This window comes from Mycoplasma sp. 613B, from assembly GCF_054343485.1.
This window is the reverse complement of the sequence record NZ_JBTGVH010000014.1, coordinates 1-26721: the sequence shown is the minus strand read 5'-3', so window position 1 is coordinate 26721 and position 26721 is coordinate 1. Positions and strand designations below refer to the sequence as shown.

Sequence of the window (26721 nt, the reverse complement as noted above, 5' to 3'; positions counted from 1 at the left end):
AAAAGTGACATTTTATATTGGGAATGGGGGGTGACATTTTATTTCTGTTTTAATAAATTTGGATTTTTATGAATATTTTTATTTTTAGTAATATAATTGTATTCCAAAGAAATTTTGGAAAATATTAATAAGGAGAATTATGAATTTTAACATTGAAATTAATAAAAATATATCAGAAATTAATAAAAATAATTTTGAAAATACACATAAAATTAAAAGTATTGATTATAAAAATATATTACTAAACTTGCCAGAAAAAACTAAAGTTAGGATTTTAAAACTTGCTGACAAAGTACTTAACTTAAAATATGAAGATTTTTATAAATTGTCTTTTATAAAATTTCCAAAAAGAAGTTTTGAAAGAGTTAAAGAAGAATATAAAAAAAATATTTTTTATAATGAAATTAAATCTTCCTTAAAAACAAGAGAATATTTTATTTCTACAAGAAGTAGAATTTCAGATGAAGCTACAACATTTGAAGAATTACAAAATATGTACAATATTTATAGCAAAAAACTTAAACAAGACTCTAATAGTTTAGAAAATAGAAAAAAAACATTAGAAAATATTAGTGATAAGGCTACTTGAATTGGAGCTGTTTCATTTTTGTCTCCAGTAATTAGTGGAGTTTTATCTTTTGTTTCTTTAGGAACTTTAATTGCTAATTTAGCACAAGGTGAAAATGAAAACGGAAGAAATTTAAAATATTTAAATAATTTAATTGAAGAGTATACAGATGGAAGACTTGTATTTTTAAACCATCAAACTCAAGCAAACTGAGATAGATTATTCCGTTATTATAATCAATTTTTAGAAAAAGATTTTGTAAAATATAGAAACGATTCAAACACAGAATTAAATAATTTTCTAGAATTTTTGCACAAAGATTTAATGAGATTAAAAGATATTTTAGTTGGTTATTCTAATTATTATGGAAATTATTAAAATAACAAAAAAAGAATATGTTATTTTAAAAAATGTTTTTATTTTTTTTCATATTACTTTTATATTAAGTTTGTTAATTTTATTTTTATGATTTATTATACAAAATTTAATTTTTGTAAAAAATGATTTATGGTACTATAAAATTTTATCTAAATTAATACCCATTCCAATAGTAATTTTAAATATTATAACTAAAAAAAATAAAAAATTTAATTATGAAACAGACGTAAAAATTTGAGAATTTTATTTTTGTATTCCTAATTATGATAGAGTTAAATCTACGAAGAAAATCAGTCAAGAAAAACTAAAAATAATTAAATTTATCATAACATTTTTATACATTTCTTTTACTCTATTAATTATTTTCAATATTTGTTTCAAAGTAAATATTTGAAATTTTGAAAATTTTATTTTTCTTAGTCTAACTCAAGTATTAACTTTCATTTCTTTTATGTTAATTTTATATATTATATTTTTTTTAAATAGATATTTACAAATCCATGTAGGAATGGGGAGAAAAATAAAGTGAAGTGATATTTTATTTTATGTTTATAAAAAATAATTTTCTTATAAAAGATAATTTAAAAATAATTAATTTACTATTAAAATCTATTTTAAAAGTCGATATCCCTTTTATAATCCAAGGGAGTTTCAGCTTTTACTTAGATGGTTTTATAGATGTTAAACCTAATGATTTAGATATTTTATTTCCTAAAAATAATCAAAATCTTAAAGAAAAAAATACAGATTGAGAAAAAATAGAAGAGACACTTAACATAGAAAAATCATATATAAATAACGAAGTTTATAAATCTTACTTAATTAAAAAAAAATTTAGCAAAATAAAATTGGAAATAATTTTGTCTAAAGAAATAAAACCAATTTATTATAAAAAACATCCAATATTAAATTTTTATTACACAAATGAAAAATATAGATTTGCTTCAAAACTTTCACAAATCTTTAAATTAACTTATTTATATGAAAAAAATATATATTTTAGAAAAAAATTGTTATTATCACTAAAATTAATAGAACAAAACTTTAATTTTATGAAAAAAACTTGCAATTTAGAATTGTGAAAATATTTTAAAGATAATATAATAAGTGATTTATATTTTCAATTACTTGGTTCTAAAATGAATTTTTATAAAAATTATGAAAAAATACTTAAGAATTTTGAAAAGTTTAAAATAGAAATTAATAATTTTCCAAATTTAAAAAAATTTTTAATATATTTAATTAAAAGAAAAAGAAAGTTTTTTGAAAAAATTGAAGTTATTTTTGAATTAAGAGATTCTTTCTTTTCTGTTTTCTTAACTAAAAATAAATTAGAAAACATAGAGCAAAATTATGGATTAAATTTCTTCTTAAATAAACAAGATAAAAATATTAAAAATAAATTGGAGTTATTTCAAAATTTTATTTCTGATTCTTTTCACAAAGTAAAAATAGAAAAATATTATAAAAATGAGGTTTTATCTTTATATATAGTATTTAATTTTTATACATTAGTTTTAGATCTATTAAAAACAAAATTAAAAAATTAAAAGGAGAAAACATGGAAATCAATGTTCAACATATACAAAATTTAAATTATAAAAATGAAAGTAAAAATAAATTCGTCTATAAAGAAATGATAAATTCTTTATCAGAAAAACATAAAATAAGACTTTTAAAATTAGCAGAAAAAGTGTTAAATTTAAATTATGAGGATTTTTACAAACTTTCAGGCTTAAAATTTCCTAAAAGAAGTTTTGAAAGAATTAAAGAAGAATATAAAAAAAGCATTTTTTACAATGAAATAAAATCTTCTTTAAAAACAAAAGAATATTTTATTTCTGACAGAAGTTCCTTAACTTATGAAGAAACCACATTTGAGGAACTAAAAAAAACATATGAATCTTATAAAAATAGAATTTCTAATGGTAGAAATGACTATGTAACAAAAAAAGGTTGAATAATTGGTTCTCAAGTATTTATAGGTCTTCTTGGTATAACTGCAATACCTTTTACTTTTGGTGCAAGTGCTGCTGTTTCCGGTGTTGTTTCAGGAACTCTTCTCGCTGCTTCAGTAGGAACTTCTATAGCTGGATCTACTTTAACAGAGAAAGATTATACTTATATGTCTTCATATATTAAAGAATTTTTAGAAAATTATACACAACAAAGATTGGTGTACTTTGCTGATCCTTCAAAAGAAAATTTAATAGAACTTAGAAAAATTTTTCAAAGACTATGGAATCAAGAATTTATACAAAAAAGTGGTGCAGATAATGAAGAATTAAATGACTTTATTAATGCTATTAACAAAAATTTAAATAAAATAGAAAGAAAATTTTATGGTCACGGTTCACATTATGGAAACTACTAACAAAAATTTAAAATTTATAAAGATTTTCTTTCTTTTTTTGAATGTTTTATTTTTTAGTTTTATTATAGTATTAATAATTGGATTTTCGGTTTATAATTTATTTTTTGATTTACAAAGATTTAATTTTTACTTAACAATATCATTAGTGATTGGGGGTTTTATTATAGGAAGTTTGTTACTTATTTCAAAAAATTATTTTAGTAAAAATAATCCTCCAAAAGAAGCAAAACTTTGAGAACTTTATATTTGCTTTACTAATAAAGAAAGAATGGAAAATTCTAAAATAATGACTGAAAAACAAATTAGAAATTTTAAAAAAATAATGATAGTAAATTTTTTATGTATTATTCTTTTATTTTTAAGTGCAAGTGCTCTTAACTTTGCAAATATTTATTTAAAAAGTTCTAATGTAGCAATTATTTTATTTTCTTTAGCCGTTATTCTTCTGTTGCTTGTATATTTAGATAATTTATTTAAAAAACATCTTCAAATTCACGTAGGAATGGATAGAGAAAAAAGAAAAACAGATTTTCTATTTTATGTATTTACCAAGGAAAATTAATAAAATACAATGATTTGAAATTTTACTATTAATTCAAAATCAACACCTAAAATAGAATACAAATTAAATATTATTCCAGAATTAAAAAATGAAAAAAATATAAAAAAATTTATTAATAATTTAACAAATGAAGGAAAAAATGAGTTACTAAAATTAAAAGAAGATATTCTGAGTTTAAAATATGAAGATATTTTTTCAAATACAAAGGAAAAATATAGAAAAAATGATTTATATAAAAATTTTAAAAATTATTTCAATTTATCAGAATTTTCTTCTGATCAAGATACTAGTAATAAAGCAAAAAGTTCTTTGAAAGAAGTTACTGAAACTTTTAATAAATTAATTGATAGTTTAAATCATGAATCTAAAAAGAATAATAATATTAAAAATTTAATTTTTCATATAGTTATATTTCAGATTTTTGTTGTTTCTACTTTAATACCTTTTTTACCTAATAAAAAAATATTTTTCTCACTTTTTATTTCTTTATTATCTATCTGAACATTTTCAAATATTTTTTCTAATTTAAGTTTTTTCCAACCTGATAATACAAATCAAATTAGATATTCCAACAATTTTTATGAAGAATATACAGATCGAACCGAAACTTTCTTTAATAATCCAAGTAAAGAAAATTTTAATAGATTACAATATACATTTGAACACTTAAAAAACACAGTTAAAGGACCAGAACAACAAGAAGAAACAAATGATTTTTTATTAGCAGTTAAAAAACATTTAGAATTCATTAAAACTCAAATTCCAAATAATAATCAATAAAATACTTATTTATAAAATTATTGACTTATAACAAAAATATGCTATAATGTTAATAATTCTTCATTGATATGAAGGATTATCGAAACTAAATGTTTCAGTACGATAATATTTCCGATGCAGAAAGCATTATTTCATAGGTTAATATGTTAAGAAGGGTGAGCCGTTCTTAATTTTTTGTTATTTTCCTATATAATATAAACTATGGAAAAAATAATAAATTGAGATCAATATTTTATGGCATTAACAAAATTGAGTGCTTTACGTTCAAAAGATCCAAATACTAAAGTTGGAGCTTGTATTATAAATCAAAGAAAAAGAGTTATAGGATTAGGTTATAATGGAATGCCTTCTGGAAATGACGATGACTTCCCTTGACAAAGAGAAGGTGAAAACGCTAAAGAAACTAAATATGCATATGTAGTACATGCAGAAATTAATGCGATTTTAAATTCAATTACTTCTTTAGAAAATTCTATTTTATATACTTCCTTATTCCCTTGCTCTAATTGTGCAAAAACAATAGTACAATCAGGAATAAAAGAAGTTGTTTATTTTCAAGATAAATATCATGATACTGAAGATGCTTGAATTGCAAGAAAAATATTTAAAGATTCTTTTGTAAAAACAAGAAAACTTGAAGAAAGCAAAATAACTTTACAACTATAATTTTACTTTTATAAAGGAAAAACCAGTGTATTTATAAAAAATAGTAGGTAAATTTTACCTACTTTATTTTTATAGTCGTTATTTTTTATCTTTGTTATTTTTTTTGTTTTTAAATTTTCTAAATCATTTATCGAATCAAACTTCTCTTTTTAATTCTTCTTTAATTTCTTCTTTTTGTTTTCTTTTTAGATTAACATAAGCAATTTTTTCAGCTTCATGAAGATTATCAACATCTGTGTTCTTAATAACTTCTCTAATTTCATCTTCAATAATAATTTCTGTATCAATTGTTCCGTATTTACCTGCTTTAAATTTAACAATAGCTCAATAAGATACAGGTAAAATAATTGCTCCAGAGAATCAGTTACCTACTAAAGCAGGTAATGCATTTACAAAGAAAGCTTTTAGTGTTCAATCAATATTGTAAGCTGATAATTTATGAGCTGAATTTATATTAATTATGTTATATAAAGTATCTTTAAATCCTTTTACACCATCTGCATTAACATTTATAATGTGGGCTAAGACATAATCTTTTGTAATAACTCCGTTATTTATAGCATTATGAGCTCAATCTAAAATAACTTGTTCATTTCCATTTTTAAAATATTGAACATATTCAATATCGCTAAATAATCACCCAAATGAAAAAATAATTAAGTTAGCAATAACATGGTGAAATCCTGTTATTGTAAATAATCAAATAAAGAAGAAAATTATGAAAATTTTTCCAATTGCCCCTCTTGTTGCTAAAGTTGATCAAACAGTTCCAGCAACAATTAAGTTTGAAAACATTGAAGAAAACAGAATTTCTCATCAATAACTTGAAACTTTTTTAGTTATTAAATATTCTATAACTCTTAGTTGTTCTGCTTTGAAAGCTGCAGCACCTCTTAAAATTGCTGCAGAAATTAAAGCTCCAACTAAATTTCCAAGAAAAACAATTCCTAAATTTCTAAAAACCTTGTATAAACGTGCTTTTTTATCAAATACAGCAAGCATTGCTAATGTATCTGAAGTGAAAAGCGAACCACCAAGAATTGTAATCATCATCAAACCAACTGGGAAAATTAATGAAGCAACAAATAAAGCTGGGCCAGATAAGTGAAATTCACCTGTTTGTTTTAATTCATCATTACCATATCATGACAAAATATAAACATAAGCTACATAAGCTATTGCAACATAAACTGATGCTAAAATCCCCATTAAAAAGATTTTTCATCACACAAGTTTAGTCTTTTGATAACCATAATCCATTGCATTGGTAAAGTTACTCTTATAATCGTGCATATTTCCTCGTTTTTTTTAAAATTTTACCTTAATTAATAAAATTTATGTTATTATTATAATACTAATTTAATATATTTAAACAAAATTAGAATACGAAAATATGGGAACAAAGTTCCTATGTGAAAGGAAATATGAAAAAAGATATCCATCCTACATATCAAACTGTAAAAGCAGTATGTTCAACTTGTTCAACTGAATTTACTTTTGGTTCAACAGTAAATAAAATTTCTGTTGATGTATGTTCTGGATGCCACTCATTCTTTACTGGAGATAAATCTCTTGCAAGAGCAACAGGAAGAATTGAAAGATTCAACAGAATGGCATCATTTGCAAAAAACCACAAAAAATAAACTAATTCAAATTAATCAATGGTTTTCCATTGATTTTTTTATTCTAAAAACGATTAAAAAGAGTATAATTTAATAATAAATTATAAGACAAAAAGAAAGAGGTAGTTATGAGTAAAGAGTATGGAGCAAGTAGTATTCAATCTCTTGAAGGATTAGAAGCTGTTAGAAAGCGTCCTGGAATGTATGTTGGTGGAACTGGAATAATTGCTTTACACCATTTAATTTGAGAAATAGTAGATAATGCAGTTGATGAATCACTTGCTGGATTTGCCAACACAATCGAAGTAACTTTAACTAAAGATGGATATGTTAAAGTTAGTGATAATGGTAGAGGAATCCCTGTGGATATCCATCCAAAACACGGAGTTTCTGCTGCAGAAGTAGTTTTAACAGTTCTTCACGCTGGTGGTAAATTCGATAGTAGTGCTTATAAAGTTTCTGGTGGTTTACACGGTGTTGGCGCTTCTGTAGTTAATGCTTTAAGTTCGAATTTAAAAGTTTGAATTAAAAGGGACCATAAAGTTTATTTCCAAGAATTTGTAAATGGTGGAAAAAAAGTTGATGACTTAAAAGTGGTTGGTGAATGTGGTGATGAAACAGGAACCACCATTATGTTTAAACCAGATTTTGAAATCATGGAACAACATGAATTCAAACTAGAAACAGTTATTGATAGAATCAAACAAACTGCCTACCTAACAAAAGGTTTAAAATTTATTGTTCAAGACGAAAGAGTGAATATTAAAAAGGAATTTCACTTTGAAGGTGGAATTATTGACTACATTTCTGAATTAACTAAAGGATATGAAAAAGTTACAGAAAAATCCATTTATGCTGAAGGTATTTTTAATTTAGGCGAAGAAAAATCAACAGACATAAATGTAGAAGTAGCACTACAATATGTAACTGAAGATAGAGAAGAAATCTTAACATATGCCAATAACATCTATAACAAAGAAGGCGGAACTCATGAAACCGGTTTATTTGACTCTTTATCTAGAATTTTAAATAATTATGCAATTGAAAATAAATTTTTAAAATCTGAAGCAGATAAATTTTCAAGAGAAGACTTAAGAGAAGGTATGTTTGTTGTAATTTCCATCAAACATAGCGATCCTATGTTTGAAGGACAAACTAAAGGTAAATTGATTAATAAAGACGTAAGACCCGCTGTAAATAAAATCTTTTCTGAAGTTTTTGAAAGATACTTAAATGAAAATCCAGGAGAAGCAAGAAAAATCATTGAAAGAAATTTACTTGCTCAAAAAGCTAGAAAAGCTGCTGCTTCTGCAAGAGAAGCAACAAAGAGAAAAAATCCTTTTGAAGTTGGATCGCTACCTGGAAAATTAGCTGATTGTTCAACAAAAAATGCTGAAATTGCTGAACTTTACATCGTGGAGGGAAACTCTGCTGGTGGTAGTGCTAAAATGGGTAGAGATCGTCACTATCAAGCTATTTTACCTTTAAGAGGAAAGGTTATTAACTCTCAAAAAACAAGTGATGAAAAAGTCTTTAAAAACGAAGAAATCCTTTCTTTAATTACCGCTTTTGGAACAGGTATTGGTCCAGAATTTAATATTAATAAACTTAGATATCACAAAATTGTTATAATGACCGACGCCGACGTTGATGGTGCTCACATTAGAACTCTTCTTTTAACTTTCTTATATAGATACTTTAGACCATTAATTGAATATGGATTTATCTACATAGCCCAGCCACCTTTATACAAAATTTCTTATAATAAAAAAGATGAATACGCTTATAATGATGCTCAAAAAGAAGAAATTTTACAAAGAATAGGTGATAGTAAATTCTCCATTCAAAGATACAAAGGACTTGGAGAAATGGATCCACAACAACTTTGAGAAACAACCATGGATCCCGCTGTAAGAAAAATGCTTCAAGTGCAAATTAAAGATGCTATGATTGCTTCACAAGTATTTGAACAACTTATGGGAGAAGAAGTTGGACCAAGACGTGAATTTATTGAAGAAAACGCTAAATTTGTTAAAAATATCGATTTATAAGAATAATTAAACAAGAACTTTGATTCTTGTTTTTTTCTTCAGTTTTGCAACCCATAAACCCAAATTCAGGAAAATAAAAAATCAAAACTGTAAGCGTTAACATAATTGAAATATGTTAAATTTATGTTATTGCTTTTTTGTTTTGATTTTATTTTTTTATAAATATTTTTAGTTCACTAGATAAATTTAAAATATTACAAAATCTATATAATAACTTAATTTTTGTCACATTATCAAAAGAATGAGAGATATAAAAATTGTCAATTAATTTTGCATAGAGTCGTTTTGGTTGTGAGTGTTTAACTTTATCTGTAGAGAGACTAGCTAAATTTAATCATTCATTTTGTTTTTGGTTTATTAATTCTAAGTGGTTTTCTGTTATATTCTTATATATTTTATTAAGCAAAATGCTTAAATGCTTTTCAAAAATAAATTTTGTATTTTTAAAAATAATGTATTTTACTTTATCATCTCTTACTTGATCATTATTAATTTTTTTAAAATTGTTTTCATTAATCATAAATAATTCATGAGAGTTATCATAAGTTTTGACATCTTTAGATTCTTTATTAATACTTTCTTGTTTGTTTTTATTATGAAACATGTGCTTAGATACTATTTTTTCAAATTTTTCATCTTTTTCTATTTGTAATTCTAGTAAATTATCTAAATTTAGAACTTGCAATAGTTTAAACAATTGTTTCATTCTTCTTTCTTTATCGCCTTCTAAAGATATAAATAAATTTGTTCCCGGAACAGAAGAATATTTATATTTATTTCCTTCTTTTTTCTCTGCAAATGAAAAGTTTTTAATAAGCGAAATCTCTTTTTGTTTGTTATTTATTTCATTAATAAAATTTTCAAATAAATAATTATAAATTTTGTGAATCACTAAATAAAATTTATTTTTTTGCATATCAAAACATTCATTATTAAAGTAAATAAATTTTATTTTGTCTTTTTCTATCGTTTTGTTTTCAACACTTTTAAAATTTAAATTATTAATTATTGAAAAATTATTATTAATTTTATTAGTTAATATCACTTTGCTTTCTTTTATCTCTAAATCATTATTTGGTAACTCATCAAGAAATTTTATTTTGTTTTCCAAATTTAAAATTTGTGCAAATTTGAAAAGATACATCATCTTAATTTCATTAGAAGCATGAAGATGGAAATATAAACCGGTTTTATTTAATAAATGATATTGGTAGGAATTTGTTTTTTGTTCTTTGTTTTTTAGAAAATTTCCTAATTTTAAAATCGACTCTTGTTTTTGGATAATTAAATCAAAATAATTATCTGCTATATCTTGATAAATTTTTTCAATATTTTCTTTCGCTTTTTTGTTAGTTAAGTCATATGTTTTATTTTCAAAAACAATATATTTAGTTTTTGAAAAGTCATTTAAACTAATTTTATTTTTTAATTTTGTATAAGAATGAGTTGAAGGTAAATCATCATTCTCTATAACTTTTTTCTGTATTTTTTCCGTATTTTCTATATTTTTACTTCTTGCTTCAACTTTTTCTCCACCAATCAATTGAGAATATTTATATTTGTTTTTAAAGTTTTTTTCAAAAATAAAAATTGTTCTTTTTTCTATTTCTTCTTGATTTCATATATCTACTTCTTTAAAATATTTATTTAGTTTAAAATCAGAAGTAATATAACTTTGTTTTTTCTCTTTAAAATTTAAATTACCTAACGAAGCATTTGTTTTATCATTAAGAAGTGTTAAATTACCAATTGTATGTAAATAATTACTTCTTATGTTTTCGATTTCTGAACTTTCCAAACCTTCATTATCCGAACTTAAATTTTGTGCAAAAATGTGTTCAATTTGGTAATTTTTATTAATGTCTTCTAATGATAAATCATAAAACAGTAAAAAGTCTGCAATTTTATTTTGTTTATTGTATAAAAAATGATTTAGTAAGGAGTTTTTTATAATTTCATCATCAATGTTAAAAATTTCTTTTTTATTTGCTTCTTCTATATAATCTTTTAAAATTGATTTAAATGAATTAAAATCTCCACTATTTTTAATTTCTCAATAAAATTTTAAAAATAAAGTTTTTCAATTAATGTTTCTTGAAAGATTAGAAATTTGAATTCTAGAAATTAAATTGTTAAAAAATTTAATAGCGTTTAGTAATTTATCTTTATCACCTTTATCTTTGTCACAAATTTCTATTAAAATTAGATAGCAAAAAAATAAAGAACCTTTGTTTTCATTTATAAGAGTTTTTAACTTAAATAATTCAATTTTTATATCTTTTGTCTTTTCTGTGCTTAATTTTCTTTCAATATTTTCATCATTTCAAATCAATCTTAAAGTTTTGAAATTTTCATAATAATCAATGATCATTTTTTCTTTTGTTTTGTAATCTTGTTTATTGTCTCTTCATCAACTTTCAAATTTTTCATAAACATTGAATTTTTCATCTGCTTTTGAATCTGAATAATGTTCTGTATTTGCAAAATTTAAGTGGTTAACAAAAAGATAAAAGAATCTATCTAAAACATTATTATCTATTTTAGAATCATTAAAAATATCTTCAAAAATTTGACTATCTGGAAGGTTAGAGTAAATAATATTTTTAATTAATTCATAATCCCTTAACTTAATACCAATATAATTTTGTTCTCTATATCATTCAATTGCTTCTTCTTTGGTTTCAACTATTAAAACAACAATATTAAAATTTTTTTCGTCATTTTGGTTTGCTTTGTGAAATTTTTCTATTAAATTATAAAGTTTGTTCTCTTCTTTAAATTCTTCTCTTAAAAGTTTTAAAAAATAATTATAAATACTGTAAAATGGTTCATATTCCCTTGGTGACTCTTTTGCTAAAGTAGTGATTCTATCTCATGTATTTTCCGGTTTTTTATTTTATCAAAAAAGGAATTTGAATTTTTGTTTTCAAATTTTATATCTAATTTTAAAACTTTATTTTGAATGGTTACTTTGTTTTCTTCTCATTTTCCCTTTAATAAATTAACTTTTATTTCATCTTCTTTTTCTAAGAAAAAATCATGTAAAGATTTTAAAAAAATAAAAGTAGTCAAGAATCTTTGTTGCCCATCAATGATATTTATTTTATCTTTTTGTGGATTTTCCCTTAAAACTACAAAAGTTCCAAAATATAAATCATTATTTTCAGTTGTGTTATTATTTTCTTCTTTGTAAAAATTAATAAATTTTTTAATAAAATTACTTGCTTCTCTTTCGTTTCAAACAAATTTTCTTTGAAATCTTGGAATTATTATTTCTTTTATTTTATTGTCTTTCTTGTTGTCTTTGGACAAAAAGAACAAATCTTTAAATATATCTGATATTAATGGTTTCATTTTTCCTACTTTGCTATTCTATTATTTAAATTATAATATAAAATTACATAAAAAGCCCTTTAATAGAGAAAATAAAGGTTTTTTCCATATATATTATTTACATTATAATAATAAATGGCCTATTATTTAAAAAATTAAATATGTAATATATCAATTGTTAAAAATAAAAAAAGCAGTATTAACTGCTTTACATTAAAATGAAAGGTAAAGAAATAATAAATAAAATAAGAAAGCAAACTAAACCAATAAAAATATTTAAGTAACTTTTTTCTTTGTTGTCTTGTCTTAATTTTTCAATTGAAATCAATTCTTTTTCTTCCATTTGATTTTCTTTTAATATTTTATTTTCTCTTTTTATGTTTCAGTTTTTTATTCCTTTAGAATAAATATCAAAAAGTCCTCATTTTATAACAAGAGCTAAAACTGTAACTCCTAATATTAAAAAAGAAATTGTAAATAAAGACTTATATCAATTCAGTTTATTAAATGTTAAAGTCATTAAGAGAAATAAAACACTAAAAGTAATAATTCAGAAAACTAAGTAAATATAATCTATTTTTCTCAGTTTTCTAATTATTTTATTTTTTCAAAAAAATTTAATTTTATTCATTTTTATTTAGTCATTTATTCAATTGATTTTTTGTTCCATAAACTTTGTGTGTTGAAGAATTATCAACTAATTCTTCTTCAATAACATTAGGGAAATTTTGTTCTTTTAAATAATCTAATTCAAAATTAGATGCTTCAAATGGTTCGTTAGCATTTGACATTTTTGGAATAGATTTAAATAAGTTGATTGTGTAAGGGTGTTTTGGATTAGAATAAATTTCTTCTGTTTTTCCTCTTTCAACTATTTTTCCAAGATGCATAATAATAATATTATCAGCAATATATTCAACCATTGATAAGTCGTGTGCAACAAAAATTAATCCAATTCCTTTTTTATCAACTAAACTTTTTAGTAAGTTAACAATTTGTGCTTGAATAGAAATATCAAGAGAAGCTATTGGTTCATCAGCAATAATAACTTTTGGTTCGCTTATTAATGCTCTTGCAATAACTATTCTTTGTCTTTGACCACCAGAAAATTCATGTGGGTAACGATAAGCAAATTGTCTTAATAAACCAACTTCTTCAAGTGCATTATAAATTGATTCATCATATAAAGTTTTCTTAACAACTTTTTTAGTTATTGTTAGATTTTGATTGTTGTTGTGTAATCCAAGTAAATAAGTAATTCTATTGTAAATTTTTCTTAATACTTTTAATTCTAAATTAAATGAATTAAGAGATGAATATTTTTCATTTACTTTTTGTTTATATGATTCTAGTTGAATTTTTACTTCGTGAGCATTTAATCCATCAGCTATTAATTTTTGGTGAATTCAAACTAAAAATCTTTTGTGAATTTCAGCAAATTTTGCATCTAATACTTTTTGTTTTTCACTTATGCTTTTTATAACTTTTTCTTGTTTGCTAATTTCAGCATTAATGTTAGTTTCTCATACTTTAAAATCTTTTTTGAAGTCTTCTAATTCGTGATTAAAAATATGTTTATTTTTCTTATGAATAGCTTGTAAAAGATTGAATTTAACTTTATCTTCTTCTAAAATATGTTTTTCTTTTGAAAGTGATTTTTTAAGTTTTTCAATTTCTGCTTTAATACCTTTAATTTTGTTTTTATATAATACTTTTTTATCTGCTGCTGTTTTTAAAAAGTGTTCTAAATCAACATTAGCAAATTCTGCAAGTAATTCTGATTTTAATTCTTTTTTAGAAGTTCAAAACTCATTATTTTCGTTAGGTATTTTTAAAAATTTATTTTCATATTTTTCTATTAAAAGTTTATTGTGATTATTAAATAATTCAACCATTTTATCAATTTCTTCGATAGATAATCAATAAAATAAATTACTTTTTAAATCACCAGATCAGGATTTATTTTTTAAAAATTCCTTTGTAAATAAATTGATAACTGCTCTTTTGTAGAAAAAAGAATAGTTTTTGTAATCTGTTGAAAGTAAAGCGTTATCTAAATTGATTAAATATTCTGATTTAAATTCATAAATATAGCTTTTTACGTAGTTTTTGGAATTAGTACACTTTTCTTTTCAAGAAGTTTGGAAATCATTTAACTCTTTTTCTTTTTGGGCAATTTGTTCCAAAATCGCTACATTTTCTCTTGAATTTTTGATTAATTCTTCTGCTTTAACTAATGCTGCTTTTGATTCTCTTAATGCTTTTTCATCATAGCTCAATTCACCATTTCTATATTCTTTTTGTTTTTCGAAATAGAAATTACTTAAATTAGTAACTCCTTTATACATAAAATTAATAGCTTTTGATTCGTGAAATTGTCTTTTTGTTAAATATGAAAAGTAAGCATTGAAAATATCTTCATATGTGTTAGATTCAAATAATTGATCAAATGAAGCAAAGTCATCAAAGTGAAATTCTCATTCTTTAAAATATTCATTAGCTTCAAAAATAGTACTATTTAAGTTATCTAATCTTTGCTCTTTGAATCTTCTTAAAAAAGTATAATGGAAGTTTGAAGTAACTTGTTGTCAATCTTTAAAAATATCCACCATTTTGTCTTTAATGATTCCATTAACTTTTAAAGGTTCTTTTAAAATAGAATAAATATTTTTTTGTCCATTTAAAGAAGCATGTGGATCTTGGAAAATCATTTGCATATTTTTTCTCATAAATTTATCTTTTGATCTTCCGATTTTTTTACCAGAAATAATTCTATTTTCTAATGTTACTTGTCCATTATATCTATCATATAATCTAATGATAGATCTACCTACAGTTGTTTTACCTGAACCTGATTCACCAATTAATCCTAAAACTTCTCCTTCAAAAAGTTTGAAATTAATTTTATCAACAGCTTTTACAATTCCGTTTTTATTGTAAAAATACTTTTTAAGATTTTTAACATCTAATATTGTTTTTTCCGTATTTTTATTCATTTTTATTAAAAACCTCTCTAAATAATTTTAATCTACTTTTTAGTTGTTCTGTTAATTCTACTTTTGGTGCATCTGGGTGTAATAATCAGGTAGCAGCAGCATGAGTTTTAGAAATCTCAATTAAAGGTGGTTCTTTTTCAAAATCAATTTCTAAAGCATAATCATTTCTTGGTGCAAAGGGATCTCCAGCTGGTAAATTAGCCATATCTGGTGGGGTTCCTTTTATGTTGTAAAGTTTTTGATTTTTGTTTTCAGGAATTGCACTAATTAAAGCTCAAGTATATGGATGTCTTGGGTCAGTGAAAATATCTTTTCTCGTTCCTCTTTCCACGACTTTTCCTGCATATAAAACATAAATGTAATCACAGAATTTAGCAATTACTGAAATATTATGTGAAATAAAAATTAAAGAAATTTTGTATTTTGTTCTTATTTCATTAAATAAAGCTAAAACAGATGCTTGAACTGTTGGATCAAGAGCTGTTGTAGGTTCATCAGCAATAATTAAATCTGGTTGCGCTGCTACAACCATAGCTATCACAACTCTTTGTTTTTGCCCACCACTTAAAGTATGTGGATAAACATTAAATCTACTTCTTGCTTCAGTAATTCCAAAAGATTCAAGTAAATTTACTAAGTAATCAATTTTTTCACTTTTTGATTTAAATCTAGAATCTTTTTCTAAAACATCTAGTAATTGTTTTCCAATTGTTCTAGTTGGATTTAGGGCTGTTAACGGATCTTGAGGTATATAACCTATTTTTTTACCTCTTATTTTTAATCATTCTTTATCTTTTGTAAATTTGGAAATATCAATTCCAGAAACTTCCATTTGATCACTTTTGGTATAAGCTAATTCATTTATTCCTAAAAGAGCTTTAGAAGTTACTGTTTTTCCTGAACCTGATTCACCTACTAATCCTACAATTTCTCCTCTTTTAATTTTTAAGTCCACTCCACGTACTATGTTAATAAATTTTTGTTTTTTATCTTTAAAGGAAACTCTTAAATTTTTAACTTTTAAAAGGATTTCTTCTTTATTTAAGTCTTTTTCCATATTTATTTAGCTCCTTTTTTAACAACTTTTGGATCAAGGGCATCGTGGAATCCTAATGCCACAAATCTTAGTGAAAGTGAAATAATTAATAAAATAATTGAAGGGAAAGCAAGTGCTCAAGGGTTTTGATTAATTAAACTTGCTGAACTTGTAATTAAAAGTCCTAAATTAGGTACTGAATCTGTACCTTCTTTAATAAATCCAAGGAATGCAATTCCTGCTATTGCTTGAATTCCAGCGGTAATTCTTAAAACAAAACTATTTGCTAATTTTCCGGAAATTGCAGGTAAAATATGAGCAAATATTAATCTCATTTTTGAAGCACCTATCGCTTGTGAAGCATAAATATATTCTTCGTCTTTTACTGTAATAGTAAAGGATCTAGTGGTGTCAGCAGCACCGGTTCAACCTGTTAATGATAGAATTAAAATAATTGCCGGTGTGTTAGTTCCAAAAATTCCAATTAAGATTATAAATAATACTACTCAAGGGATTGCATTAAAAATTTCAATTAATCTTAGTCCGTATGTATCTATTTTTTTTCCTACGTTAAATCCAAGAAAAGCACCGACAGATACTCCGATAATTGTTTCAATAATTGCAATTGCAAAAGCAATTCCTATTGCGTTTAATGTTCCAACTCAAGTTCTTAATCAAATATCTCTTCCGTATGAGTCAGTTCCCATAAAGGCATAAATTTTTGAATGTTCATCTCCATTTAAAGCGTTAATAACTTCATAAGGATTTAAAGTTACTAATCAAGTTTCTGGAGCGATGTTTGTTGCTTCTCCTTTTATTAGTTCAGGATTTAGCTTATGAATTTTATCTAATAACTCAGTAGATAAGGTAAAAGTAACATCTCCTTCAAAACTTGGTTTTAACTCTTTAATTAAAGAAAGAGAAGCACCAGAAATAGGTTTAGTTGTTGAAAATGGTGAAGTTAGCCAAGAAATAAATGCTGTAATAATTAATAAAATAAAGATAACTAAAGCAATAACTGCATATTTATTTGCAAAAAACCTCTTAATAACATCTAAAAGTAGTTTAGAAGGTTTTCCGGTTACAGAAGATGAAGAAATAATATCTTTATTAGCGGCAGAAAGTTTTAAAAGTTCTTTATCAGCTTTGGAAAATTTATATTTTTTCTCAAAAGCTAAACTTGAATTTTGTTTTTCCATTATTTTTTCCCTCCTTGATAACTTTTTCTTCTAACTAAATAATTTTTAAATAATAATCAATAGTTTCTAGAACTATTTGAATTAGCAATTTTAATTCTTGGATCCATTCATGCATAAGACATATCCACAAATATTAATGTAACCATCGATAATGATGTAAAGAACACAAGTGAGAACATAATAACGTTAATTTCTCCTTGTTCAGTGTAATTAACAATAATTGATGATGATCCAGGAATTCTAAAGAATTTTTCTAAAATAATACTTCCTGATAGTAAACCTATATATGAGAATAAAATAGATCCTACTAAAATAACAGATGCGTTTCTTAAAACGTGTTTTTTAAAGATATTTCACTTAGATAATCCTTTTGATTTGGCAATTAAAACTTGATTTGAAGTTAAAACTGTTACAACTTGATTTCTAACAAAAATTGTATATCCAGCCAATGATGATAAAGTAAATACAATGATTGGTGTTATTAAAGAAGCAATTGTAATATCAACAGGAACATCTCTTGGATCTTTAAATTCAAATGGTAATCCTGCTTTTGAAGTAATTAAAACAATAATAGGTGCTATAACAAAAGCTGGTAAAGCAACAAATAGTGTAACAAAAGTTGTTATTGCACTATCTATTCATTTTCCTCTATTATAAGCAGCAATTACTCCTAAAGATATACCAATAATAACACTTAATACAAACGCTGGTAATGATACAGCAATTGTTCATCTTAAAGGTTCAAAAAATAATTTTGGAATATTTTGACTATAATCACTTGTGTCTGAATAAATTATTCCTGCATTTCCTGTAAAGAAATCTTTAAATCATAAAACAAACCTTGTTACTGGATCTTTATCAAAACCATAAAATGATTTAGGATCGATTTTTAAGTTTTCATCACCTGTTGGATTTAATCTTTTTGCGGCATCTTGTAAACTTTGTTCGGTAAAAGGACTTTTACCAAATGAAGCTTGTAATAAATATACTATAAAAATAATTATAAAAAAGGTGATAATAGCTAAACCAAGCCTCTTAAAAAAGTATTTAAACATTCTATTTATCTCCTTTTCTTATAACCACATCTCCATAAGGTATATACTCAAATTCTGATAGTGGAATTTCGATATGTTTATTTCAAATTGATATTGAAGGAACGTTTGAACTTGTACTTAAATCGATTTCTGGCACATAACCAATTAAAACTCTAATTTCTTTAGCAAGTTCTACTATTTCTTTATTTGTAGCTTTTGATTCATAATTTAAGTTAAAAATAGCAGTTAATTCATTAAATTCATTTTCTGCACTTGCATCAACTCATTTGTTTAAACTATGATTAAATACTTTTTTAACTTTTTTTCCATTTTCTTCAAATTCTTGTTCTAATGTTTGATCTTTAAAGTATTTTTTAGTTGTTTGATCATAGAAAGTAACATTAGAAATGAAATTAATAACTGAGTTTTTTCCAGAAGCTTTTCTTGGTTCAAATTTTTTCTCATATTTATTTGTTGTTTTATTTAATACTCATTTGTATTTTTGTGATCAAACTGGTTTTTTATTTAATCCTTCACCAGTAAATACATATACTTTTTCTTTTTTATCATTTAATTTTGGAACAGCATTTCCATCTTTATCAACTTCTTTTGGAGTTCCATCTGCATTTTTTTCATATTCATATTCGTATTGAATATCTTCATAATTAGCATCATATGCATTTGTTGCTTTTATTCATTCTGAAAAAGGTAATCATGCTTGTTTTTTATCTGGATAAGCTAATCTTTCTTTTTCAAATTCTGTTTTAAAAGCATCTGCATATTTTTTGAATTCTGGGAAAGATTTAACGTAAGGACTATCACTTGGTAATTCAGCAAAATGAGCGATTGCTAAATAAAGTGGACTTCCATTTAGTTGTCCGGAACCATCAATAAAGGTTCCGGAACCATCATAGTCAGCACTTCAACCTACTATTTGTGAATTTCCTAAACCTAAGATTAAAACATTTCAAACATCTTCTGATTTAAATTCTGCTTGTGAATTGATTTTTAATCTATTGTCTAATTTATTCATCATATCAATTACAGAATCAAGTGAAGCGATTTTAGATGAACTTTCATTTCTATATCTATTAGAAATTGAAAACTCAATTTTATCTTTACTTGCATCTAAATGATTTTCTGCATAGAAATCATCAAGTATTTTTTTCAATTCAGCTTTTAAAACTTCAATCCTTGGTGCTTCATATTGTTTGTTTTTATCTTGTAAATTATCTAAATATTGTTTTCTTTGCTCTTCAATAGTTTTTGTATAAAATATTTCTCCACTTTCATTTATAGAAAAAGTTGTGTTGATATCGTCATAAAAGTCTCTTGCTGTTTTTCCATCTAACTCACTTCCACCTAAATGATTGTCTGGACCAATCATTGAAAGTCAAGGAATTGCAGTTTTAGAGTTATCTTTTATGTATGTATAACTATTTCATAAAGCATCGATAATTGTTCTAAATGCAAAGGATTTTCCTGTAAATAATGTCTTTCCAAGCTCTGCTTTTCCTTTTGCTAATTCTTCAATAGAACTACCAAAAGCTAATTTAGCATAGTTATCATTGAAGTAGTATTTTTTATCAGCTTGACCACCATTAAAGTTTGTTCCTTTTTCAAGTAAATCTCTGGCACCTGGAATTACGTCTTTAGATAAACCTCCTTTATAAAGCCCTTTATCAGGTGTTTTTCTAAAATGAATTTGTGATAAATCTTTATAAATTATTGATTTATTTGCATCTGATAAACTAGAATATGGAAGAATTGAAACTGTTCCTTCTAAGTAATTATTAAATTGAGCACTATTAAATTGAACTGAATCTGGATATAAATTATATCTTGATGTTATTTTTTTAACTGAAGTTGCCTCTTTTTCTTTTCAACCTGTCTCTGCATAATAATCATTTCTTATATAAACTGTTCTATCGTTTGATAAATAAAAAGGTAAATATGGTGAAGCATATAATTGATCTTCATCATATTGTTTTCCATATCAGTAATATGCATATTTAAATGCATCACCTGTTTCACCAAATTCTCCTTCGTGTTTTCCAGTAATATCAAAAATTTGTTTGTTTCTATCGTCGATAAATTTATGTGATACAGGACTAAAATAAGTAGAATCTAATAATAATTTTTTAAATAATTCATTAAAATTAGCCTCTTTATTTTCAATTTTTAAAAATGTTAGTCCTTTTTCATTTGTATCTTTAATATCAGTAATAAATGTTTCTGATTTTGAGAAGTTATCTTTCTGAATTCCAAAAACTTTAAAGAGATAATCATTTGAAACGTGGTTTGTACTATCAAAACTACTTGATGAACCTAATGAATATTTTCTAATAATATCATCATCTATTTTTTTAGAACCACCATGACTTGCTCTATAGTCACCACCATAAAGCATTTTTCTGTTTCAACCGTAAACAAAATCTTCTAATTCAACATTATATTGACTTTTTTGTCCATTACTTTTAACTCAAGGAATATCTTTTTTAATAGTTAATTGAATTTTAGATGCCTTACTTAATTTATTTAAAAAGTTTAAACTGTTTATTGATTTTGGATCATCTGAAGTTAATTTAACTAAAGCAGAAGTTATTTCTTCTCCTTCATTAAACATTCCTTTTTCGTGTTTATCATTATCAAAAACGCTTATTGTTCCATCTAAATCTGTAACATAAATTTTATCTACTAATATTAAACTATATCATTGATAAGTAGGTTTCTTGATTTTATAAACACCTTCTTCAAATTTATTTCCATTATTAGGTTTTACATTTTCGAATTCTGCTTGCCCTGAACTAACTGTGGCAAAAAGATTTGCTGTTGTAAAGTAACTTGCAGGTGTAGAAGGAGAACCTAATACAACACTAAAATCTTGATCGAATTTTTTATAACCTGAAGTTGCTAAATTTACAATTGAACTAATTTCTTGTCTTTTATAATGTGGTTCAATTGTAGAACAAGATACAACAGTTGCTGATGTTCCAATTAAAACTGCAGGAACAGAAAAACCGATCAATAGTTTTCTTTTTTTCATACCTTTCCTTTCTTACTGTAAATTCAAATATTTTAAAATAAAAACTCTTATAAAAACTAGTTTTTTCTAATTTCTATAAGAGTATATTTATTTTATTAATATTAAAATTTTTATTATATCTCAAAGAAATTAAAGAAAAAATCATTGTTTTTAATCATCTTTGTAACAATGTTTTTATTAAAAATACGTTTAATAACAATGATATTCATTTTTCTCCTCTTTTTTGATTTAACTTTAATATTATACATTTTTTTCAAAAAAGTTTTATTTTTTTTCAAAATTATTCATACTAAATTTCAAAAATAGTAGTTTTTATTTAATTTTATCTTTGAATTTTTTCATTAATTCATCTATATTTAATTCTTCTAATTTTTTTAATTTTTCTTCTGCTCTTTTAATTCTTTCTGCTTCAGTCATCTCTGTTTTAACGGCGTTTGTTTGAACTTTATTAGTTTCTTTGTCTGAAGCAATTTCCTTTGTATTATTAGTTGATTTTTCTTTTTTTATAAAGGATTTTCCCTTTTCTTTGGAAATAGGAACTTCTTTTTTTGTCTCTGTATATTGGTTTCTTTTAGTGTTTTCTCCAATAATATTAGCATTTATTTTTGCAACATAAAAAGCGTTTTTATTTTTGCTATTTGTAAACCCTTCTTCTGGTGTTGAATAATTTAAGGAATTAAAATTAAAAATCGAAACATTATTATCTAAGTCAAAAACATAAATTGCTGTATTTTTTTGAATAACTACTGAATCAAGTACATCAAATTTGGAAACTTTGTTTTGAGAAAAAATCATTTTTCCTTGAGTTGTTTTATTACTAAAAGGAACGTTTTTAGCATTGATTTTTTTGTATTGGGATTTTTTGGTAAATAAAAGGACATCATCTTCTTGATCTACTAAAACAAATGATGAAACTATTGAATCTTTAGGTAAAGAAATAAGTTTTACTCCAGAAGAATTGGTGTTATAAATAGGAATATCTATTTCGCTGTATTTTACTGCTTTTCCTTCACTAGAAATAATTATTATATCTTTATAATTATCACTTATTTTAGCACTGACTAAGTAGTCAATATCTTGCTTAATTTTTATAGCACAAATTGTTTTATTAAATCTTGAAACTTCAAAATCTTTCACTAAAACTCTTTTTCCTATTCCTTGAGCTGTAACCATAGTAATATAATTATTTTTTTCAAAATCTTTTACAACCACAACGCTTACTACTTTTTCGTTGTTTTTTAAAGAAACAAAACTATTTAAATGAAGTCCAAAATCTTTTCATTTTGATTCTTCAATTTTATGAACAGGTAAATAAATATAATTTCCTAAGTTTGTAAAAATTAGAAGTTTATCAATAGACTCAACTTTATCTAAAAATAAAAGTGGATCTTTTTCTTTTAATAAGTAAGAATTTATTTCATTGGAATCATATGTTTTAACATTAACTTTCTTAATATAACCATCGCGAGAAATACCTACATAAAAATCTTCTTGTTTTATCAATTCTTCTTTATTTATTTCCACTTTAAATTCTTCATCAAAAATTTCTGTTTTTCTTTCTGTAGCAAATTCTTTTTTAATGTCTTTAAATATGGAAACTAAAAATTGATCAAAAGAAGATTTGTTGTTTAAAAGATCTAATGTCTTTTCAATTCTGTTTTCAAGCATATTTTTTTCATCTATATAAAGTTGTTGATCAATTCTAGAAAGTCTATAAAGTCTCATTTCAGCAATTGCTGTAGCTTGCAATTCACTAAAACCAAAGTTTTTCATAAGAGCTTCAATTACTCCTTTTTTTGAATTATCTGAATTTCTTATGATTCTAATTACTTCTTCAGTAATATCGCCAACTTTAATTAAAGCGAGAGTTATTTCTAATTTTCTTTTATCTTTTTCCAAATCAAATTTTAACTCTTTAGTTTTATAAGTTTTAACATGATTTAAATAAGCATCTAAAAGGTTATTTAAAGACATTAATTTAGGTGCATTGTTTTCAATTGCTATTGAGTTGTAAGAATAATAAACTTGCATTTCTGTTTTTAATAATAAATAATTTAAAACAGATTCTACTTTAGTATCATTTTCAATTTCGATCATAATAGAAATTCCATTTCTATCTGATTGATCTCTAACTTCTTTAATACCATTAATTTTTTTATCGATTCTAATTTCGTCAATATCTTTAATTAATTTGGACTTAACTACACCAAAAGGAATTTCGTAAATTTCTATATATTTTTTATTAATTTCTTCATTAATTCTATATTTAGAAACTAAAACGATTCTTCCTTGACCACGTTCAAAAGCATCTAAAATACCGTTTTTTCCGTATATTGTTCCACCTGTAGGAAAATCTGGTCCTTTAACAATATCTGATAATTTTCTCAATTCAATATTAGGGTTTTTTATTTTGGCAATAGCAGCATCTAAAATTTCGCCTAAATTGTGTGGTGGGATTTCTGTAGCAAAACCAGAAGCAATCCCTTTTGCTCCATTAATTAATAAATTAGGAATTAAAGAAGGCAATACTGTTGGTTCTTTTTCTGAATCATCGAAGTTTGGAGCAAAAGAAACTGTATCTTTATTAATTGATTCTAACATTAAATTAGTAATTAAACTTAATCTAGTTTCTGTATAACGCATTGCAGCGGCAGGATCATCGTCAATAGAACCTTTATTTCCGTGCATTTCCACTAAAGGAACATTCATTTTTCACTCTTGAGTCATACGGACCATAGCTTCATAAATAGATGAATCTCCGTGTGGATGGTACTTACCAATAACATCCCCTACAACCCTAGCAGATTTTTTAAAAGGTTTATCGCTTTTTAAGCCCAATTCTCACATTGAATATAAAATTCTTCTTTGAACTGGTTTTAAACCATCACGAGCATCAGGGAGAGCTCTTTGTTGAATTATATATTTAGAATATCTACCAAAACGATCTGATAAAATAGCATCTAATGATTTAGCTAAAAAATTTTCTTTATTTTTATTAAATATCATTATTTGCTCCTGTTTTATTTATATTAATTTCAAAATCATCTTCCAATGAAAAATCTACATTTTTATTGATTCATTCTTTTCTTAATTCCACTTTATCTCCCATTAAAATAGAAACTCTTCTTTCCACAATTGCAGCATCTTCAATTGAAACTTTAATTAAAGTTCTTGTTTCAGGATTCATTGTTGTTTCTCAAAGTTGCTCTGCATTCATTTCTCCAAGTCCTTTATATCTTTGAATTTCTGAATTAGGTTTATTTTTTAATAATTCTCTTAATTCTTCATCGCTTCAAGCATAAACTACTTGATTTTTAGGTTTTCTTGTTATTTTATATAAAGGTGGTTGGGCTATATAAACCATTCCATATTCAATTAATGGTTTCATATATCTAAATAAAAAAGTTAATAATAAAATTTGAATATGTGCACCATCTGTATCAGCATCTGTCATTATTATAATTTTTCCATATTGGGCGTTTTTTATGTTAAATTCACTTCCAACACCAGCACCAATTGTGTTAATAATAGTGGCAATTTCTTCATTTTTTAAAATATCTAATAATTTAGATTTTTCTGCATTTATTACCTTACCTTTTAGTGGTAAAATAGCTTGAGTTTTTTTATCTCTTCCTAATTTAGCACTTCCACCAGCAGAGTCACCCTCAACAAGAAAAATTTCCTTTTCTTCCGGTTTTTTACTTTGTGCAGGAGTTAATTTACCTGACAAAATTTTCTTTTCACTTAAAGCATCTTTAGTTTTTCTTATTTCTGCTCTTGCTAATCTTGCTGCATTTCTTGCTTCAAAAGATTTTTTAATCTTTTCTATAATTTTTTGAGTTTCTTCTTTATTTTCATTGATTCAAAATTTTAATTCACGTGATACAACTTCTTCTACTATTGTTTTAGCTTCAGGAGTTCCCAGTTTATCTTTAGTTTGCCCTACAAATTCAAGAATTGATTCAGGAACTTTTAAAGATAAAATTAAAGTTAAACCTTCTCTTATATCACTACCATCAAAAGATGTAATTTTTCCTTTTAAAAGGTTTTTTTCCTGTGCATAATCATTAAAAACCTTTGTAAATGCAGTTTTTGCTGCTATTTCATGTGTTCCACCATCTTTGGTTTTAACATTATTTACAAACGAAATTATAGATTCAGAGTAACTATCTGTATATTGAAATCCAAACTCTACTTCTATTTTATTTTTACTATCACTAAAAGTTGCTATTTCTTTATTAATAGCAACTTTTGAGTCATTAATAAATTCAACAAAAGCTTTAATTCCGTTTTCGTGTTTAAAGGTTTCACTTTCATTTGTGTTTTCATCTACAATTTTGATTGTAATACCTTTTAATAAAAAAGATGACTCCCTTAATCTTTCGCTAATTGTTTCAAAAGAAAATTTGGATTTTTTAAAAATTTCATAATCAGGAAAAAAGTGAACTTTCGTTCCTTTTTTATTGGTTTTTCCTGTAATTTTGGTTTTTGTTTTTATAAAACCACCATTATGAAATTCTGTATAGTACTCTTTCCCTTCTTTGTAAACAGAAACATTTAATCATTTAGAAAGTGCATTAACAACAGAAGAACCAACACCATGTAAACCACCAGATGTTTTATATGCTCCTTCTGAAAATTTACCTCCTGCGTGTAATTCACTAAAAACAAGTTCTACTCCTGTTAAACCACTTTCATGTTTATCAACAGGAATTCCTCTTCCATCATCTTCAACAACAATAGAACCATCTGTTTTCAAAGTTACTTCTATTTTTTTAGCAAAACTTGCTAAACATTCATCAACTGCATTATCAACAATTTCTCAAACTAAATGGTGTAAACCATTAACATCAGTAGAACCAATGTACATTCCTGGACGTTTTCTAACACCTTCAAGTCCTTTCAAGACTTTTAAACTACTAGCATCATAATTCATATTATTATTTTATAGCATTTTTCTTTTTTATTTTAAAAATACAAAAAAATATTTAATTTTTCATATATTAAAAAGTCGAAAAAAGTGTAATTACAGATATAAAATGTCACTTTTTATAAATATGTGTTAATTTAATGATA

19 protein-coding genes are annotated in these 26721 nt (G+C 24.4%); 8 read left to right on the top strand and 11 right to left on the bottom strand.

Translation table 4 applies throughout. The annotated features are described in order from the left end of the window. Positions 1–139 precede the first annotated feature (139 nt). The 6 genes from ACXX87_RS02830 to ACXX87_RS02805 all read left to right on the top strand — a co-directional run bounded on the left by ACXX87_RS02830 (position 140) and on the right by ACXX87_RS02805 (position 5328). On the top strand, positions 140–946 hold the full coding sequence (locus ACXX87_RS02830) for a hypothetical protein (RefSeq protein ID WP_458557427.1): 807 nt from the start codon (positions 140–142) through the stop codon (positions 944–946). 545 nt (positions 947–1491) lie between these two features. Further along, a complete protein-coding gene (locus ACXX87_RS02825) occupies positions 1492–2496 on the top strand; it encodes a hypothetical protein (RefSeq protein WP_458572956.1) in 1005 nt (334 codons plus the stop codon). Between the two features lie 11 nt (positions 2497–2507). Next, positions 2508–3320, top strand: a complete 813-nt coding sequence (locus tag ACXX87_RS02820; protein ID WP_458573242.1) for a hypothetical protein — start codon at positions 2508–2510, stop codon at positions 3318–3320. Positions 3321–3465: 145 nt separating this feature from the next. After that, the gene (locus ACXX87_RS02815) at positions 3466–3882 is read left to right on the top strand and encodes a hypothetical protein (protein WP_458559631.1); all 417 of its coding nucleotides are present in this window, start codon (positions 3466–3468) and stop codon (positions 3880–3882) included. A gap of 9 nt (positions 3883–3891) precedes the next feature. Continuing rightward, positions 3892–4662, top strand: coding sequence for a hypothetical protein (locus ACXX87_RS02810; protein ID WP_436358603.1), 771 nt, complete (start codon positions 3892–3894; stop codon positions 4660–4662). A gap of 201 nt (positions 4663–4863) precedes the next feature. After that, complete coding sequence (locus ACXX87_RS02805) at positions 4864–5328, top strand: deoxycytidylate deaminase (protein WP_458557423.1); 465 nt, start codon at positions 4864–4866, stop codon at positions 5326–5328. Positions 5329–5406: 78 nt separating this feature from the next. On the opposite strand, the gene ACXX87_RS02800 is transcribed toward ACXX87_RS02805, so the two are convergent. After that, positions 5407–6621, bottom strand: coding sequence for a formate/nitrite transporter family protein (locus ACXX87_RS02800; protein ID WP_436358605.1), 1215 nt, complete (start codon positions 6619–6621; stop codon positions 5407–5409). 131 nt (positions 6622–6752) lie between these two features. Here ACXX87_RS02800 and rpmE point away from each other — a divergent pair, with 131 nt between their 5' ends. Further along, positions 6753–6971 carry a 50S ribosomal protein L31 gene (gene rpmE, locus ACXX87_RS02795; protein ID WP_436358606.1) on the top strand — a complete coding sequence of 73 codons (219 nt, stop codon included), beginning with the start codon at positions 6753–6755 and terminating at the stop codon, positions 6969–6971. A 107-nt stretch (positions 6972–7078) separates the two neighbouring features. Next, on the top strand, positions 7079–9001 hold the full coding sequence (gene gyrB, locus ACXX87_RS02790; protein WP_436358608.1) for a DNA topoisomerase (ATP-hydrolyzing) subunit B: 1923 nt from the start codon (positions 7079–7081) through the stop codon (positions 8999–9001). Between the two features lie 148 nt (positions 9002–9149). On the opposite strand, the gene ACXX87_RS02785 is transcribed toward gyrB, so the two are convergent. The 10 genes from ACXX87_RS02785 to parE form a co-directional block, all read right to left on the bottom strand. Further along, on the bottom strand, positions 9150–11372 hold the full coding sequence (locus ACXX87_RS02785; protein WP_458573241.1) for an HNH endonuclease family protein: 2223 nt from the start codon (positions 11370–11372) through the stop codon (positions 9150–9152). Between the two features lie 482 nt (positions 11373–11854). Next, positions 11855–12355, bottom strand: a complete 501-nt coding sequence (locus ACXX87_RS02780; RefSeq protein WP_458573240.1) for a DUF262 domain-containing protein — start codon at positions 12353–12355, stop codon at positions 11855–11857. 187 nt (positions 12356–12542) lie between these two features. Next, positions 12543–12965, bottom strand: coding sequence for a DUF3899 domain-containing protein (locus ACXX87_RS02775; protein ID WP_436358610.1), 423 nt, complete (start codon positions 12963–12965; stop codon positions 12543–12545). Next, the gene (locus tag ACXX87_RS02770; protein WP_436358611.1) at positions 12958–15330 is read right to left on the bottom strand and encodes an ATP-binding cassette domain-containing protein; all 2373 of its coding nucleotides are present in this window, start codon (positions 15328–15330) and stop codon (positions 12958–12960) included. The genes ACXX87_RS02775 and ACXX87_RS02770 overlap by 8 nt, the downstream gene beginning before the upstream one ends. Then, positions 15323–16387: an ABC transporter ATP-binding protein gene (locus tag ACXX87_RS02765; protein WP_436358612.1), complete on the bottom strand. Its 1065-nt coding sequence runs from the start codon at positions 16385–16387 to the stop codon at positions 15323–15325. Before ACXX87_RS02765 ends, ACXX87_RS02770 begins: the two co-directional genes overlap by 8 nt. 2 nt (positions 16388–16389) lie before the next feature. Continuing rightward, positions 16390–17565, bottom strand: a complete 1176-nt coding sequence (locus tag ACXX87_RS02760; RefSeq protein WP_436358613.1) for an ABC transporter permease — start codon at positions 17563–17565, stop codon at positions 16390–16392. Further along, complete coding sequence (locus ACXX87_RS02755; protein WP_436358614.1) at positions 17565–18620, bottom strand: ABC transporter permease; 1056 nt, start codon at positions 18618–18620, stop codon at positions 17565–17567. The genes ACXX87_RS02760 and ACXX87_RS02755 overlap by 1 nt, the downstream gene beginning before the upstream one ends. Before the next feature lies 1 nt (position 18621). Continuing rightward, on the bottom strand, positions 18622–21645 hold the full coding sequence (locus ACXX87_RS02750; protein WP_458573239.1) for an OppA family ABC transporter substrate-binding lipoprotein: 3024 nt from the start codon (positions 21643–21645) through the stop codon (positions 18622–18624). A 312-nt stretch (positions 21646–21957) separates the two neighbouring features. After that, positions 21958–24651, bottom strand: a complete 2694-nt coding sequence (gene parC, locus ACXX87_RS02745) for a DNA topoisomerase IV subunit A (RefSeq protein WP_458573238.1) — start codon at positions 24649–24651, stop codon at positions 21958–21960. Then, positions 24641–26581 carry a DNA topoisomerase IV subunit B gene (gene parE, locus ACXX87_RS02740; RefSeq protein WP_458573237.1) on the bottom strand — a complete coding sequence of 647 codons (1941 nt, stop codon included), beginning with the start codon at positions 26579–26581 and terminating at the stop codon, positions 24641–24643. The genes parC and parE overlap by 11 nt, the downstream gene beginning before the upstream one ends. Positions 26582–26721 lie beyond the last annotated feature (140 nt).